At 68.6% G+C, this 17521-nt stretch carries 10 protein-coding genes and 1 pseudogene; 10 read left to right on the top strand and 1 reads right to left on the bottom strand.

Features of this window, described 5'->3' with window-relative positions; all coding sequences use genetic code 11:
• A partial coding sequence (locus tag AB1634_13910; GenBank protein ID MEW6220609.1) for a cytosolic protein occupies positions 1-247 on the bottom strand: 247 nt, incomplete at its 3' end.
• Positions 248-528: 281 nt separating this feature from the next.
• Here AB1634_13910 and AB1634_13905 point away from each other — a divergent pair.
• The 10 genes and pseudogenes from AB1634_13905 to AB1634_13860 all read left to right on the top strand — a co-directional run.
• Entirely contained in the window at positions 529-1215 is a 687-nt protein-coding gene (locus AB1634_13905; protein MEW6220608.1) for a hypothetical protein, read from the top strand.
• A gap of 143 nt (positions 1216-1358) precedes the next feature.
• Positions 1359-3575 (top strand): histidine kinase dimerization/phosphoacceptor domain -containing protein, encoded by a 2217-nt coding sequence (locus tag AB1634_13900; protein ID MEW6220607.1) that lies wholly within the window; start codon positions 1359-1361, stop codon positions 3573-3575.
• A complete protein-coding gene (locus AB1634_13895) occupies positions 3572-4903 on the top strand; it encodes an ATP-binding protein (GenBank protein MEW6220606.1) in 1332 nt (443 codons plus the stop codon). The genes AB1634_13900 and AB1634_13895 overlap by 4 nt, the downstream gene beginning before the upstream one ends.
• A gap of 79 nt (positions 4904-4982) precedes the next feature.
• A complete protein-coding gene (locus tag AB1634_13890) occupies positions 4983-7247 on the top strand; it encodes an MASE3 domain-containing protein (GenBank protein ID MEW6220605.1) in 2265 nt (754 codons plus the stop codon).
• Positions 7244-9439, top strand: coding sequence for an ATP-binding protein (locus tag AB1634_13885; GenBank protein MEW6220604.1), 2196 nt, complete (start codon positions 7244-7246; stop codon positions 9437-9439). Before AB1634_13890 ends, AB1634_13885 begins: the two co-directional genes overlap by 4 nt.
• Positions 9440-9754: 315 nt before the next feature.
• Positions 9755-11284, top strand: coding sequence for a multiheme c-type cytochrome (locus tag AB1634_13880; protein ID MEW6220603.1), 1530 nt, complete (start codon positions 9755-9757; stop codon positions 11282-11284).
• Positions 11285-11614: 330 nt separating this feature from the next.
• Complete coding sequence (locus tag AB1634_13875; GenBank protein ID MEW6220602.1) at positions 11615-13165, top strand: ATP-binding protein; 1551 nt, start codon at positions 11615-11617, stop codon at positions 13163-13165.
• 79 nt (positions 13166-13244) lie between these two features.
• A pseudogene (locus AB1634_13870) lies at positions 13245-13370 on the top strand (transcriptional regulator).
• Positions 13371-13791: 421 nt separating this feature from the next.
• A complete protein-coding gene (gene ilvB, locus AB1634_13865; GenBank protein ID MEW6220601.1) occupies positions 13792-15477 on the top strand; it encodes an acetolactate synthase large subunit in 1686 nt (561 codons plus the stop codon).
• 200 nt (positions 15478-15677) lie between these two features.
• Positions 15678-17521 (top strand): GAF domain-containing sensor histidine kinase (locus AB1634_13860; protein MEW6220600.1); only part of this gene is annotated, 1844 nt, incomplete at its 3' end.

Here is a 17521-nt window from a genome sequence, read left to right as displayed (position 1 = left end):
TCTCGGGATGCACCAGCACCCAGGCCTCGCCGCCGTCTCGGCGCCACACCTTGGCCAATTTGTCCGCCAGCCGCCGGCCAAGCTTGGCGTCCCGGGTCACCTGCCGCAGCTCCTTGTCCAGGAAGACATGGCCCCGAGACCAGTCGATGCCGCCGTGGGCGGCGGGGAAGAAAAAGGCCATGAATTCCGGAAAGTATCGAGTCAGGATCTCCTTCCACGGCGTATCGTAGTCGGCGGACGACGGCATGAGGCTCCTCACACAGAAGGAGGGAATGGCAACTTTCTCTTGTTACCTGCGCCCTGGGGGGCGGTCAAGGGGAATCTGCGGGAGCCACCAGGGGAGATCTGCCACCCGGAAGAGGCAATCCGGTGGCGACCCCGCAGGCGGACTACGGCCGGCTCCCCGGCCGGCCGGCAGAGCGGATGCGTCAAAAGGCTTGTTTCCTTGGCGCACCGCTCCTAAACTGCTGGCTGACTCCGCTTGGCCAGAGGTCGGGGGCCGGCCCGGCGGCCGCTGGAGGGGCGCCTGTGCAGCCTGAGCAACGACGATCCCGTTTCCTATCCTCCCTCCTGCGCCGGGCGGCTCCCCGGTGCTGGCTGCTTCTCGTCGAGGAGGCCTGGCCGAACTGGGAGGAGCGGCTGCGGCGCGTCCCGCAGGTATGCCGGGGCTGGCTTCGTGGCCGCGTCGATCAGGCGGTCCGGCTGGTGCTCCTGCTGGCCGCGGTCTGGCTTTTGTGTCTGGTGGTCCTCTTTTTCGGCCAGGCCCTGTGGGCCATCTATCTGTCGACCCCGGTGGGCAGCCGGCTCGCCGGCATCTCGCCTGATACCGTGGCCGCCGTCTCGCTCCTTCTCGATCACGACCTTGTGGGCGCGGCCTGGGCCATGTCCTTCCTCAGCTTCTGCACCCTCCTGGCCCTGGGCGCCGCGGCCCAGCTTCTGGCCTGCCGGCGGCTGTTCTACGAGGGCCGCGGCCTCATGTGGCGCCTGCTGTGGCTCGCTCTCGGCTGCCAGCTGGCGTCCGTTCCCATGGCCGAGCACTTTCGGCTGGCCGGGTCCATAGCCGTAGCTCTGACCACCATCCCGGTGGCGTGCCTGCTTGGTCCGGTTCTCGACTTTTGCGGCCGGACCTTGCCCGAGCTCAACATCTTCCAGCTGGCCAGGGATCTGGCCGCGATCCGGGAGCGCCTGCGCATCCGCCATCCGGGGCGTGACTGAGAAGCGCCGCACCCCACGCCGGGGGCCGACCCGCCGGCCGCGGGACCCCCGGCTCGACCGGGCAGGACGAACCGCAGCATGTCCAACAAGGCATTTCGAAGGTCGAAGGGACAGTGAGAATCCGGACCCAGGTTTCCATCAGCATGGCCATCTTCGGAGCTGTCCTGCTGGCGGTTGCCATCTCGACCTGGCTGGTCAACCAGGAGATCGAGCGGCTCGCCCGGCAGGAAGAGATCGCTGCCAGGATCGACCGTTGCGCCCACGAGCTGGAATACACCGCGATCCCCTGTCTCCTGGCCCAGGAGGACCAGCAGCGCCAGGAGTGGGACGCGCAATGGGACGCCCTGGCCGCCGAGCTGGCGCAGCTGACCCCAGGCAACGCCAGGGAGCAGCAGCTGGTCGACAGCCTCCGGAGCCATCACCGCCACCTGCGGGAGGTGTTCACCAGCGCGGCGCCCGCGGCGGCGGGTGGACCGCAGCCCGGCGCGGCCAGCTGCTGCCGGCCCCTCATCCGCGACTCCTGGGCCCGGATGGCGGCGCAGAACCGGGCCATGGCCACGGGCGCCGGGCAGTTCTTCATGAGCGTGCACGAGCGCCGGGACCGGTTGACCGAGACCCGGAGCATGCTCTACATCGCGCTGGCCGCGATCCTGGGCGCCTATTCCCTGGCCACCTACCTGACCGTCCAGCGCCGCCTGCTCCGGGGCGTGGCCGATCTTCTGGCCGGGGCCCGGATGGTCGGCTCCGGCAACCTCGATTTTGCTGTCGGCGCGGAGCGTGACGACGAGGTCGGCGACCTGGTGCGGGCCTTCAACCGCATGACGGCCCAGCTCAGGGAGGTGACCGCCTCCCGAGGGGAGCTGGAGCGGGAGATCGCGGAGCGCCAGCGGACCGAGGAGGAGCTGGCGGCCAGCGAGGAGCGCTTCCGCGCCGTGTTCGAGCTCAGCTCCGACTGCATCCTGGTCTGGGATCGGGACGGCAACTACCTGTACGCCAACCAGGCGGCCATTGACCATGTGGGCACCACCCGGGACAAGGTCATCGGCCGGAACATCCGGGACGGGCTGGGCCATATCCCCGATTTCTTGCACCTGTGGCTGGCCAGGCTGGAGCAGGCCTTTGCCACCGGCGAGCCCTTCCGGGTGGAGGACTCGGTACCGGTGGCCGGCCGCCTGGTCCACAGCGAATCCCAGATCTCGCCCATCCGGGACGCCGCGGGCCAGATGTTCGCTGTCAGTGTCGTCTACCGGGACGTAACCGAGCGCAAGCAGGTGATGGAGGCCTTGCGCGACAGCGAGCAGCGGCTGCGCATGGCCACCGGCGCGGCCGGCATGTTCGCCTGGGACTGCGACCTGCCCCGGGGCACCATCCGCTGGTCGGAGAACGCCGCCGCCATCATCGGCTGCCAGGCCGAGGAGCTGCCGGAGCGGATGGCCGACGGCCGCTTCTTCCTCGCCCCGGAGGATGCCTTGCGGATCACCGCCGATTTTGCCCGGGCCGCCGCTGCGCAGCAGCCGCGCTATACGACGGACTTCCGCGGCTGCGGCGAGCCGGAGGCCGCCAAGCACTACTCGATGCATGCCCGGATCCTCTACGACCCCGGCGGCCAGCCGGTGCGCGTCATGGGCGTCACCCAGGACATCACCGAGCGCAAGCGCTCCGAGGAGCTGCTGCGCAAGAGCCACCAGGCGCTGGCGCAGCTGCTGGAAGAGCGAACCCGCCAGGTGCGGGAGAAGGAGGTGCTCCTGAAAGAGGTCCACCACCGGGTGAAGAACAACCTGCAGGTCATCTCCAGTCTGGTGAGCCTGCAGGCGGACGAGGCGGCGGACGAGGCAGTGCGCGCCAGCCTTGCGGACGTGACCAACCGGGTCCGCTCCATGGCCCTGGTGCATGAAAAGATCTACCAGTCCAGCGACCTCGCCCGCATCGACTTCGCGGATTACATCCGGAGCCTCCTGGGCTATCTGTGGCGCGCCCATGGGGCAGCCGCGGCCCAGGTCCACCTCCGCCTCGATCTGGCGCCGGTGCTGCTGCCGGTGGTCACCGCAGTGCCCTGCGGTCTCATCGTCAACGAGCTGGCCGACAATGCCCTGAAGCATGCCTTCCGGGGCCGGACCGGGGGAGAGGTCGCCGTGTCTTTTCAGGAGCACGACGGCCGCATCAGCCTCAGCGTGCAGGACAACGGGGTGGGCTTTCCCCCTGGCTTCGACTGGCAGCGGGCGCGATCCCTGGGCTTGCGCCTGGTGCACATGCTGGCCGGCCAGTTGCGCGCCGAGGTGACGATGCATGCCGGCGGCGGTGCCGGGCTGCGGATCAGCTTCCCGCAAGTGGCAGGCCCCCGGCCGGACGCCGGCCTATGAGCAGCACCGCCATTCTCATCGTGGAAGACGAGGCGATCATCGCCGCCGATCTGGCCGGCAAGCTCGGCAGGCTCGGCTACGCCATCAGCGGCACCACGGGATTCGGGGAGGAGGCGCTCCTGCTGGCCCGGGAGAGCCGGCCAGACCTGGTTCTGATGGATATCCGCCTGGCCGGTGCCCTGGATGGGGTGGACGCGGCCGAGGTCATCCGGCGGGAGCTGGACCTGCCGGTGATCTTTCTCACCGCCCATTCGGACCACGCCACCCTGCAGCGAGCCAAGCTCGCCGAGCCCTTCGGGTACATCCTCAAGCCCTTCGAGGAGCGGGAGATCGCCACCGTCGTCGAGATGGCGCTCTACAAGCATCAGGCCGAGCGGAGCCTGCGCCGCGCCCATGACGAGCTGGAGCTGCGACTGCAGGACCTGGAGGCCGCCAACGCCTCCCTGAGGGAGTCCCGCCAGGTCAGCCTCGGCATGATGCAGGACGCGGTAGCGGCCCGGCGGCAGGCCGAGGAGGCCAACGCCCAGCTGCGCCGGGAGGTGGAGGAGCGGCGGCGGACCGAAAGGGAATTGCGGCAGGCCATGCAGGAGCTGAGGCGCTCCAACGAGGATCTGCAGCAGTTCGCCTACGTGGCCAGCCACGATCTGCAGGAGCCGCTCCGGATGGTCAGCTCCTTCTTGGGTCTGCTGCAAAGGCGCTTCGCGCCGCAGCTGGACGACAAGGCCCGCCAGTATATCGGCTTTGCCAGGGAGGGGGCGACCCGCATGTCCCACCTGGTGCGGGATCTCCTGGAGTACAGCCGGGTCACGGGCCAGGGCGCCGAGCCGCAGCCGTGCGATACCGGCCAGGCCCTGGATGCGGCCCTGGCCAACCTGCAGCAGAGTGCGGAGCCTGCCGGCGCCCGCATCACCCGCGACCCCCTGCCCGAGGTCCTGGGCGACTGCACCCAGATCACCCAGCTCTTCCAGAACCTCATCGCCAATGCCATCAAGTTCTGTGCAGCGGATCGACCCTGCCAGGTGCACGTCGGCGCCCGGCCCCAGGAAGGGCACTGGGTGCTGTCGGTGGCCGACAACGGCATCGGGATCGGTCCGGCCCATTTCGACCGCATCTTCGTCATCTTCCAGCGCCTGCACACCCGGGAGCAGTATCCCGGCACCGGCATTGGCCTGGCCATCTGCAAGAAGATCGTCGAGCTGCATGGCGGCCGGATCTGGGTGGAGTCCACGGTCGGCCTGGGCACCACCTTCTTCTTCACCCTGCCCCAGGTACGAAAGTCCGTCCCCAGCGAAGGCTCGCCCGCGGGCAACCCTGACGGAAGGAGCTGAGACCTTGCCCGAGAGCAAGCCCCCCCCTGAGGCGGCACAGGCCCCAGACCAGCAGCCGGCGGCGGTGGGAGGGCGCGGCATGGCTGACTCCGGCGGCACCGAAGCCGCGAGCCCGCGCCCCCTTCTTTCCCGGGCGAGCATCACGCTGCTGGTTCTGACCACGATTGCCCTGTGCGGGACCAGCCTGTACAGCTTTCTCTTGTTCCACAGCCTGGCGGAGCTGTTCAGCATCGTGGTGGCCTTTGGCATCTTCATCGTCGCCTGGAACACCCGGCAGGTCCTGGAGAGCAACTACCTCCTCTTCCTCGGCATTGCCTATCTCTTCATCGGCGGCCTCGACCTGGTCCACACCCTGGCCTACAAAGGGATGGGCATCTTCGATGGCTACGGCGCCAACCTGCCGACCCAGCTGTGGATTGCCGCCCGGTATCTGGAGGGATTCTCCCTTCTGGCCGCACCGTTCAGGATCGAGAAGCGATGCGGGGCACCGCGGCTGATCGCCGGTTTTTCAGCCGTCTTCCTCCTCGCCCTGGCCGCGATTTTTTTCGGCCTCTTTCCCGACTGCTTCCTCGAGGGCTCGGGGCTCACCCCCTTCAAGAAGAACAGTGAATACCTCATCTGCCTCCTCCTCCTGGGAGCCCTGGCCGCGCTTGCCAGGAAACGCTCCGCCTTCGACCGGCCCATCTTCCGGATCATCACCGCCTCCATCCTGTTCACCATGGGCTCCGAGCTGGCCTTCACCTTTTACGTCAGCGTTTACGGCCTGTCGAACCTGATCGGGCATGTCTTCAAGTTCGTCTCCTTCTACCTCATCTACAAGGCCCTCATCGAGACCGGCCTGGCCCGGCCCTACCAGCTCCTGTTCCGGGAGGTCAGCCGGCGGGAGGCCCAGTTCCAGGCCGGCGAGCGGAAGTACCGCTCGCTCTTTGACAACATGCAAAACGGCTTCGCCTACCAGCGGATCATCCTGAACGACCAGGGCGTACCGGCGGACTGGGTCTTCCTGGAAGTCAACAGCGCCTTCGAGCGGCTGACCGGCCTCCGGCAGGAGGATGTGGTGGGCAGGAGGGTGACCGAGGTCCTGCCCGGCATCGAGCAGGACCCCGCTGACTGGATCGGACGATTCGGCCAGGTGGCTCTGACCGGCCAGCCCGTGCAGTTCGAGAGCTATGCCCGGCTGCTGCAGAAATGGTTCTCCGTCTCCGCTTTCAGCCCGCAAGAAGGCCTTTTCGCCGTAACCTTCAGCGACATCAGCGCCAGCAAGCAGGCGGAAGCGGCCCTGGCCAGGGCGCACGAGCAGAGCGAGGCCGACCGGCAACGGCTGGAGGCCATCCTGGAGACCACGCCGGTGGCGGTGGTGCTGATCGAGGCTGCCACCGGCAGGCTGTCGTACATCAACCGCCGGGCCGCGGAGATCTACGGCACGGACTCCAGCGAGCTGGATCTGGCCACCCATCTGGCCGCCGTCCAGGCGCTCCGGGCTGACGGCACCCCGTATTCCCCGGAGGATCTGCCGGTGAGCCAGGCCCTCAGAGGGGAGCGGGTTTACAACGAGGAGATGACCATCCAGCGGGCGGACGGCGTCCGGGTGCCGGTGGCGGCCAACGCCGCTCCCTTGCGGGATGCCCGGGGCAACGTGGCCGCGGCGGTGGTGGTCTTCGATGACATCACCGAGCGCAAGAAGGCGGTGGAGGCGATCAAGGCCTCGCTGCACGAAAAGGAGGTTCTGCTCAAGGAGGTCCACCACCGGGTGAAGAACAACCTGCAGGTGATCTCCAGCCTGGTGAGCCTGCAGGCGGACGAGGCCGCGGACGAGGCGGTGCGCGCCGGCCTGGCCGACGTCACCAACCGGGTGCGCTCCATGGCCCTGGTGCACGAAAAGGTGTACCAGTCCACCGAGCTGGGCCGCATCGACTTCGCGGATTATCTCCGCAGCCTCCTGGGCTATCTGTGGCGGGCCCACGGGGCGGACGAGGCCCATGTCAGCCTGCGGCTGGATCTGACCCCGGTGCTGCTCCCGGTGGTCACTGCCGTGCCGTGCGGCCTCATCGTCAACGAGCTGGCCGGCAATGCCTTGAAGCATGCCTTCGTGGGCCGGGCCGCGGGCGAGGTGCTCGTGTCCTTCCAGGAGATCGACGGCCGCATCAGCCTTTTCGTGCAGGATGACGGTGTGGGCCTGCCGGCCGGCTTCGACTGGCAGCAGGCCCGCTCCCTGGGCCTGCGCCTGGTGCATATGCTGGCCGGGCAGCTGCGGGCCGAGGTGGAGATCCTGGCCAACGGCGGCACCGCATTCCGGATCCGCTTCCAGCGGGCCGAGGAGGACGGGGAGACCAGACGCTTATGAGCCAGACAACGGTGCTCATCGTGGAGGACGAGGCGATTGTCGCCGCCGACCTGGCCAGCAAGCTCAAGAGGCTCGGCTATGGGCTCTGCGGCTCCACGGGCCTGGCGGAAGAGGCGATCCTTCTGGCGCGGGAGAAACGGCCCGACCTGATCCTCATGGACATCCGCCTGGCTGGGGCCATGGACGGCGTGAATGCCGCCGAGGTCATCCGCCGGGAGCTTGACCTGCCGGTGATCTTTCTCACCGCCCATTCGGACCATGCCACCCTGCAACGGGCCAAGCTCGCCGAGCCCTTCGGCTACATCCTCAAGCCCTTCGAGGAGCGGGAGCTGGCCACCGTCGTCGAGATGGCCCATTACCGGCATCAGGCGGAGCGCAAGCTGCACCGGGCCCATGCGGAGCTGGAGCACCGCCTGGGGGAGCTGGAGGCGGCCAACATCTCCTTGCGGGAATCCCGCCGCGCCACCCTCACCATCATGGAGGAATCCGTCACGGCGCGGCGGCAGGCCGAGGCAGCCAATGCCAGCCTGCGGCGTGAGGTGGAGGAGCGCCGGCGGGCAGAGGAGGCGCTCTCCTGGTACGCCCGGCGCAACGAGGTCCTCATGCATGCGGCCTCCCGGCTCCTGGAGAGCGACGATCCGCAGGCCCTGGTGGAAAAGCTGTGCCGGCAGGTCATGGAGCTGGTGGACTGCGACGCCTTCTTCAACTTCCTGGTGAGCGAGTCGGAGGGCCGGCTGCGCCTCAACGCCGGCGCCGGGCTGCCGCCGGAGGAGCTGGAGAGGATCCGGTGGCTGGACTTTGACCAGGCGGTGTGCGGGTATGTGGCGTACCATGGCGAGTCGGTCATCGCCGAAGACATCCCCCACACCCCGGACAGCCGCACCGAGCTGATCAAGGCCTATGGCATAAAGGCGTACTGCTGCCACCCGCTCAAGGTCCAGGGCCGCGTCCTCGGCACCCTGTCCTTCGGCACCCGCTCGCGGCCACGGCTCGACCCCCGGCAGGTGGATGTCATGCGCGCGGTGGCGGATCTGGTGGCCATGGCCATGCACCGCGTCGAGACCGAAAGGAGGCTGCGCCAGAGCCGCGAGGACCTGGACCGGGCGCAGGCCGTCGGCCAGATCGGCTGGTGGCGGCTGGACACCCGGCGCAACATCCTTTCCTGGTCGGACGAGAACCACCGCATCTTCGGCGTGCCCCAGGGGACGCCACTCACCTACCAGACCTTCCTGGCCATCGTCCACCCGGACGACCGCGCGTATGTGGACCGGCAGTGGCAGGCCGGCCTGGCCGGCGAGCCGTACGACATCGAGCACCGGATCGTGGCCGATGGCCGGGTCAAGTGGGTGCGGGAGAAGGCCTATCTGGAATTCGACGAAGCGGGGGGGCTCCTGGGCGGGTTCGGCATCACCCAGGACATCTCCGGCCGGAAGGCGGCGGAGGAGGCGCTGCGGCAGGCCGTGCAGGAGCTTAGGCGCTCCAACGAGGACCTGCAGCAGTTCGCCTATGTGGCCAGCCACGACCTGCAGGAGCCGCTCCGGATGGTCAGCTCCTTCCTGGGCCTGCTGGAACGGCGCTTCGGGCCGGAGCTGGACGACAAGGCCCGCCAGTATATCGGCTATGCCAGGGAGGGCGCGACCCGCATGTCCCACCTGGTGCGGGATCTGTTGGCATACAGCCGGGTGACCGACACGGGGGAAGAGCCGCAGCCCTGCGATACCGGGGAGGCCCTGGCCGCGGCCCTGGCCAACCTGGACCAGCCTGTCGAGCAGGAGGCTTGCGCCCGTATCACCCACGACCCCCTGCCCGTGGTCCTGGGCGACTGCACCCAGATCACCCAGCTCTTCCAGAACCTCATCAGCAATGCCATCAAGTTCTGTGCCGCGGATCGACCCTGCCAGGTGCACATCGGCGCCCGGCCCCAGGAAGGGCACTGGGTGCTGTCGGTGGCCGACAACGGCATCGGCATCGATCCGGCCCATTTCGAGCGCATCTTCGTCATCTTCCAGCGCCTGCACACCCGGGAGCAGTATCCCGGCACCGGCATTGGCCTGGCCATCTGCAAAAAGATTGTTGAGCTGCACGGCGGCCGGATCTGGGTGGAGTCGAAGATCGATGCGGGCACCACCTTCTTCTTCACCCTGCCCCGGGCTCCAGCGGAAGAACCCACCACCGGCAGCGCCTGCGCCTGAGGTGCTGCGCGGCGGCCAGTCTCTGGCCAGCCGCCCCCTCAGGCTCCAAAAAAAAATATTTGGCGGCGGACGAAAACAGTTTCTCTTCCCCCTCCTCCGACTCCCCAGCCGTCCTCCTGACAGATCCCCTCCCCTGCTGCCCTGGACTGCACCAGCGGCCCAGCCGGCGACCACAGCCCAGAGCCTGGCACGATCTTTGATAGCGATTCGCATTCGCATAGGGAACCGCTCTCATGGCCGGCCAGGCGCCGGCACGTCCGACAGCTGCCTGCAGATGGCGGGGCAGCTGCCATCCACCCCAGGAGGAGGCTTCATATGACCACTGACCGCAGGACGATCTTCACGACACTGGGTATGCACCTGACCGTACTGGGTACGCTCCTGCTCGCCGGAGCCAGCCAGGCCGCCGCGGCCACCGAGCACGCGGCTCTCCGGTACGAGGACCGCAACATCTGCCTGGACTGCCATTGGGACCAGGCCGTGGCGGTGCATGGCTCCGTCCACTACCAGTGGCAGGGCGCCACACCCGGCGTCGTCAACGGCGCTCCCATGCAGGGCAAGGCGGCCGGCGCCATCAACGCTTACTGCATCAACATCCTCGGCAACTGGACCGGCTGCTCGGCCTGCCATGTCGGCAAGGGCGCCCCGCCGGAAGAGACGCCCACCGAGGCCCAGCTCGAGAACATCGACTGCCTGGTCTGTCACCAGCGCGGCTACAAGCGTATCAAGGTCAACGGTACCATGGTGCCGGACACCGCCCACATGACCATGACCCTGGACGAGGCGGTGCAGACCGTGCACCGGCCCGATCGCGCCACCTGTCTGCAGTGTCATGCCAAGGGCGGGGGCGGCGACAACTTCAAGCGGGGCGACCTGGCCCTGGCCCACACCGCCACCACAGACCGGGGCTTCGACGTGCACATGGCGACCACCGGCGCCGATCTCGATTGTCTGAGCTGCCACGTCACCCAGGACCACCGGATCGCCGGCCGGGGCAGCGATCTGCACCCCACGGATCTCGCCCAGCCGGTGGCCTGCGCCAACTGCCACGGCACCAGCGGCCCCCATGGCCGGACCAGCGCCATCGGCAAGCACACCGCCCGGGTGGCCTGCCAGACCTGCCACATCAGAGCCTATGCCAGAAACGCTGCCGACACCCCGGCCACCGAGGCCACGGAGATCGACCGCGACTGGACCCGGCCGGAGTGGAATGCGACCCTGGGCCGCTGGGAGCCGGCGATCACCCTGGCCAACGATTCTACCCCGGTCTACGCCTTCTGGAACGGGATGAGCACGGCCTACAATCTGGGCGAGACAGCGCTGCTCAATCCCAGGACCGGCGCCTATTCGATCTCCCGACCCCGGGGCGGCATCAACAACCGGGCCAGCCAGCTCTTTCCCTTCAAGTACAAGAACGCCTTCCAGCCCATGATCACGGAGGGCAGAAAGCTCATCCCCCTCAACACCGCGGTCTACTTCAAGACCGGCAACACCGCGGATGCCGTGGTCTCCGGCCTGGTGGACAACATAGGCCTGACCGGCAGCGAGCCGTACGAATTCGTCGTCACCGAGGAATTCCAGGCCCTCAACCACGAGGTCGCGCCCGCCGGAGAGGCCCTCACCTGCACCCAGTGCCACGGCACCAGCCAGCAGATGAGCCTCCGGGCCCTGGGCTACCGCCTGAAAGGGCCGGCCAGCACCGTCTGCACCCAGTGCCATCGCCCCAAGGACGACCCCCTCTCGTTCACCGACCTCCACAAGAAGCACGTGACAGACAAGCGGTACGACTGCTCCCTCTGCCACAAGTTCTCCCGTCCCGAGCGCGGCCTGCGGACCAGCCGCTAAGCCGCGGCACCGGCCCGCCCGCCGGACGCACCCCCGGCGGGCGTCCAACCACGCCAACAAGAGGGCAGGGCCTGCCAGCAGGTCCTGCCCTTCCTTTTTGGACCCGGCGTCCCACCTGGAAGCCCGCTGGCCTCCGGACCGCGCGCGCGCCGGTCGTTGCTCCCGAACGGGAGCGCCTCTGACGATTGGCCGCGCCGCGCAGCCGGCGATTGAACCACGGCCGCCCTTCGTGTAGCATGCCAGGGCAGTGGATGGCTTTCCCTTGCGGACCAGGGGCTGTTCCAGGCGCCGCCGGCCGCCTTCCCGCCGCCTGCATCGACGAGGTGCCCCATGCCACGCTTCTTCAACACCGCCGGACCCTGCAAGCCGGACATGCACTACATGCTTCCGGCCACCAGCCGGCTGCCGGACCTGGCGTCGCTCATCGAGCAGCAGAGCTACTTCGTGCTCCACGCCCCGCGCCAGACCGGCAAGACCACGGCCATGCTGGAGCTGGCCCGGCAGCTGACCGAGGCCGGGCGCTACGCGGCGGTGCTGGTCTCCATGGAGGTGGGGGCGGCCTTCAACCAGGATCCCGGCGCGGCGGAGCAGGCGATTCTCGGCACCTGGCGTGATTCCGCCGCCTACTTCCTGCCCCAGGAGCTGCAGCCCCCTCCCTGGCCGCAGGCCTCCCCGGGTGAAAGGATCAGCGCCGCCCTCCACGCCTGGGCAAAGGCCTGCCCCAGGCCGCTCATTCTGTTCCTGGATGAGATCGATGCCCTGGAGGACATGGCCCTCATCTCGGTGCTCCGGCAGCTCCGGGCCGGCTACCCCAAGAGGCCCGGTGTCTTCCCCTGGTCGGTGGCGCTCATCGGGCTGCGGGACGTGCGGGACTACAAGGTGGCCGCGGGCGGCTCGGGCCGGCTGCATACGGCCAGCCCCTTCAACATCAAGGTCCGCTCGTTCGCCCTGGCCAACTTCCGGGCCGAGGAGGTGGCCGCCCTCTACAGGCAGCACACGAAAGAGACCGGCCAGGCCATCGGCCAGGAGGCATGCGCCCATGCCTTCCATCTCACCCAGGGCCAGCCCTGGCTGGTGAACGCCCTCGCCAAGGTGGCGGTGGAGGAGCTGGTCCCGGACCGGACCGTGCCCATCACGGTCCCGATTGTCGACAAGGCCAAGGAGATCCTCATCGACCGCCAGGACACCCATCTGGACAGCCTGGCGGAAAAGCTCACCGAGCCCCGGGTGCGGCGGATCATCGAGCCCATGCTGGCTGGCCGGTCCCTGGGAGACCTGCCGGCCGACGACCGGCAGTACGTGGTGGATCTCGGGCTGGTGCGGCAGCCGGCCGGCGGCGGCGCGGTCATCGCCAACCCCATCTACCGCGAGATGATCCCTCGCGTCCTGGCTGAAGGTCCCCAGTTCTCCCTGCCCCTGATCCAGCCCGCCTGGCTGGCGCCGGACGGCAGCCTTGCGCCGGCAAAGCTCCTGGACGCCTTCCTCGCCTTCTGGCGGCGGCACGGGCAGCCGCTCTTGGCCAGCGCCCATTATCGCGAGGTGGCGCCCCATCTCGTGCTCATGGCCTTCCTGCACCGGGTGGTGAACGGCGGCGGCTCCCTGGAGCGGGAGTATGCCATCGGCATGGGCCGTATGGATCTGTGCCTGCGCTACGGCGACCTCACCCTGGCCATGGAGCTCAAGGTCTGGCGGGACGGCGAGAAGGATCCCCTGGCCGAGGGCCTGGAGCAGCTGGACGGCTACCTCGCCGGCCTCGGCCTGGACACCGGCTGGCTGGTGATCTTCGACCAGCGCACCGGGCTTGCCCCCATTGCCGAGCGGACCGGCGCCCAGGAGGCATCAAGCCCCGCCGGCCGCCCGGTGACGGTGATCCGCGGATGACCCATCGGGTTAGGGCGAGCCCCCGCCCTCCCCACACCACCCGGCATGCTGGTCCGCTGGTCGTCATTGATATTATGTAGCCGCCATGGCCAAGACTAGCCTGTACAAGGCTCTCTCCGGGGAGCGCAGCCCAGGCTTCGACACCATTCTCAAAGTCATCGGGGCGCTGGGGCTTAAGCTCCATGCCGAAGCCAGTCACCGCTGACCAACTGCCCAGCTCGGGGCAAGAGGGAGATTCTCCGCCGCCCCACCGGCCGGCATGTGGGTCCGCATCGGGCGGCGCACGAAGCGGCACAGCCCCGGCTTACCGGGATGCGGCTTACCGAGGATCCTGTTGACAAGCGCGGCGTCATCGTGGATAGTCGAATCTCTGCCATGGACCACTACCGGAAAACACGGATCATGACCTTTGCATCGCTCCAAGCCTTCGACCATTCCCTCGCCTTGGGCGCCCTTGGCGACGCCGGCGTCGTGGTACGCCTCATCATGAGCCAGGCAGGAGCGCCCTAGCGGACAAAGAGCTCGAAAAACGAGTCAAAAGCCCCGCCGGCGCCCTGGCCGGCGGGGCTTTTTTTGTGCCTCCGGCCGGCGGCGTCCCAACCCGCATGGACAAGGAGGCAACAGCCATGAACAGCATGAACGGCGCCCAGCTCATCGTCGGCCTGCTGGAGCGCTACGGCATCGAGACCGTGGCCGGCATTCCGGGCGGCTCCAACCTGCCCCTCTACGATGCCCTCTCCCGGAGCGGCCGGATCCGCCACGTTCTGGCCCGCCACGAGCAGGGCGCCGGCTTCATGGCCCAGGGGATGGCCCGGGCCAGCGGCCGGCCGGCGGTCTGCCTGGCCACCTCCGGGCCAGGGGCGACCAACGTCCTGACTGCCATCGCCGATGCCAAGCTCGACTCCATTCCGGTGATCTGCATCACCGGCCAGGTGCCGCGGGCCATGCTCGGCACCGATGCCTTCCAGGAGGTGGACACCTGCGGGATGAGCATTCCCATCACCAAGCACAACTTCCTGGTGCGCTCGGCAGCCGACCTCCTGCAGGTGATCCCGGAGGCCTTCCGCATCGCCACCCACGGCCGGCCGGGGCCGGTGCTGGTGGATATCCCCAGGGACGTCCAGCTGGAAACGGTCAGCTTCGCTGTCTGGCCCGACTTTCCGGCCCGGCCGGCAGCGCCGGCCGGTGAGCCGGCCGCCCTGGCCCGGGCCGCCGCCCTCATCAACGAGGCCCGGCGGCCCATCCTCTACCTCGGTGGCGGCATCATCCATGCCGGTGCCAGCCGCGCTGCCGTCCGACTGGCGGAGAAGGCGGCGCTGCCCACCACCATGACCCTCCTGGGGCTGGGCGCCATGCCGGCCGATCATCCCCTCGCCCTGGGCATGCTGGGCATGCACGGCGCCCGCTCCACCAACCTGGCGCTGGAGGAGTGCGATCTTCTGGTCGCCGCCGGCGCCCGGTTCGATGACCGGGCCACCGGCCGGCTGGCCGACTTCTGCCCCCAGGCCAGGGTCATCCACATCGACATCGACCCGGGCGAGATCGACAAGCTCAAGACCGCCCAGGTCAGGCTGGTGGGGGATGCCGCTCCGGTGCTGGCGGCGCTCCTGCCGCTGGTGGACCAGAACGGCCGCCGCGAGTGGCTGGCCCGGGTGGCATGGCTCCGGAAGGCGCACCCGCTCCTTTTGCCCGGGGCCCATGATCCGCTGAAGCCCTACGGACTGATCCGGCAGATCGCGGCCCTGGCCGGCGACGAGGCCAGCATCGCCACCGATGTCGGTAAGCACCAGATGTGGGTGGCCCAGGCCTATCCCTTCCGCCGGCCCCGGCAGCTTTTGACCTCCGGCGGGCTGGGCACCATGGGCTTCGGGCTGCCAGCCGCCATCGGCGCCGCCCTGGCGGAGCCCCAGAGAACCGTGCTCTGCTTCAGCGGCGACGGCAGCCTGCTCATGAACATCCAGGAGCTGGCCACCGCGGTGGAGCAGGCGGTCAATCTCAAGGTGGTCCTCTTCAACAACACCTCCCTGGGCCTGGTGCGCCAGCAGCAGGATCTGTTCTTCGGCCAGCGCTATTTTGCCTCGGAGTACCGGCACCACGTGGACTTTCTGGCCATTGCCCGGGGGTTCGGCCTGCCGGCCTGGGACCTTGGCGCCAGCCCCGACCCGGTGGCCACCCTGAGCGAGGCGCTGCACACCCCGGGGCCGTGCCTCATCCATGTGCCGGTGGCCAGAGACGTCGAGGTCTTTCCCATGGTGCCCCCGGGCGCTGCCAACAAGGACATGATCGGCGGAGAGGCCCAAGCAAGCCCCTGAGACATCCACTCGGACAGTGGACCGCCAGCAGCATCCGGTGCGGCAGACACGGAGGGTGGGAGGTCCGCCCAGGCCTCCCTCGCGTTGACATATCCCGGGCGGCCCCGTACCATACCGCCATGGACGAGGGTCGTCCGGTGCCGCCGCCGGCCGGGACCTCTGGGCGCAGCTCTCACGGAAGGACACGCCGGCCCCGATCAATGGACACGACGCTTCCGGAATTCCTCATCTCCCACCCCGAGCTGGCCGGCCTTGGCCTGACCCCCAGCCAATGCCAGCAGCTGGCCAGCGTCCTGGCCCGCGATCTTCTGCCCGGCTTCCTGGCCGAGGCGATCCAGGAGACCGAGGCGATCATGGCCATCGATCCCCGGCTGCCTCACCGGGAGATCCTGGAGATTGCCGCCGAGCGTATCGTCCGGGCCCTGGGCGCCCAGGCCGCCACCCTGCGGCTCTTTGATCCCAAATCCCTGCAGATGCTCAACTTCGGCGCCTTTGGCCTGGCCGAGGACGAGCGGGCCAACGCCGTGCCGGCGGCCGACTCGGTGGCCGGCTGGGTGGTGAGCCAGAATCGCAGCCTGCCGGTGCCGAGCATCCTCAAGAACCCCTTGTACAAGAACAAGGAGATCGTGGCCAAAAGGGGCTTCCACTCCCTCCTGGCGGTGCCGCTGCGCATTCCCCGCTTCGTGGGCGACCAGAGCGACACCCTCGGCTCGTTGCAGATCTACTATCCGGAGGATGACCGGGTCTTCGACCGCATGGAGATCATGCGCGCCGAGGTCCTGGCCCGCCGGGTCAGCCACGTGCTGGCCAGAAAGAAGATCCTGGCCCTCCAGGAGCTCAACGCCCGCAAGGAGGCCATCAGCCACCAGATCTACGTCATCCTCACCGACCGGCGGACCGTCAAGCTCAAGGACCTTTTCGATCTCCTGTCCCCGGAGCTGAGCAGCCTGATCCAGCTTCTGTCCTGCAGCCTCTTCACCGTGGCCGACGACCAGCGGGCCCTGGTGCTGGAGACCGGCTATCCGCCGGACGCCACCTACCACGAGATGGGGCACGCCTTCACCGTCGAGCACCATCCCTACTTCGCTGCCGCGATCCAGGCCGGCAGCCTGGAGCAGGACGGACCCTGCGAGCGGCTGGACCCCAACTACCTCCTGATCCGGGATCCGGTCAGAAGCGAGCTCACCAGCCCCGGCCTGCGGCGGTTTGTGGAGGAGCGGCGCGTCCACTCCATCCTCCTGGTGCCCCTCCGGGTCGGGCGGGTGGCGCGGCATCTCATCGCCTTCTACGCCACGGCCCAGAAGGAGTACTTCACCGACGAGGAGATCGAGCTTCTGACCCACTTCGGCAAGGAGCTCATGAAGGCGGCCCGGCTGGAGTTCCTGGGGGACGTGCTCCATGACGTCAAGAACCCGGCGGTGGCGATTGCCGGCCTGGCGGCCCGGGCCCGCAAGCTCTTGGATCGACCCAACCTGGAGGATCTGCGGTCCCGGCTGGCCGGCCTCCTGGATGTGGTGGTGAGCGAGACCAGCCGCCTCCAGGACCTGGCGGTGACCACCGCGGCGGAGGGCCGGGCCGAGATCCTGGACCTGTCGGCCCTGGCCGTCGCCCGCTACCGGATCAACGCCGAGGTGGCCCGGGAGACCCGGCGCCAGGAGGTGACGATCCAGACCCCGGACCTGGGCTCGTCGCTCTTCGTCTTCTGCCCCCGCTTCGCCCTGGAGCGGGTCCTGGACAACCTTCTGGCCAACGCCACCAAGGCGGTGCCTGCGGCGGGCGGCTTTCTGGCCCTCCACACCTTCCGGGACGGCCCCATGGCCTGCCTGGCGATCAGCAACTCCGGCGAGATCCCGGCACCGGCCATGGAGGCGGTGCGCACCGGCACGGTCCAGGGCCGCGGCCTCAACATCATCCGCCGCTTCGTCCAGACCAACATGGGCCAGCTGGACGTCCGCACCGACCGCGGCACCACGACCTTCACCATCTGCCTGCCCCTCTACGCCGGGCCACCGAATCCGGACGGGCTGTCCGGGGCCGGTCCGTG

The organism is Thermodesulfobacteriota bacterium, assembly GCA_040755095.1.
Lineage (GTDB): Bacteria > Desulfobacterota > Desulfobulbia > Desulfobulbales > JBFMBH01 > JBFMBH01.
The sequence above is the reverse complement of the archived record's forward strand: the minus strand, read 5'-3'. Positions and strand labels throughout refer to the sequence as shown.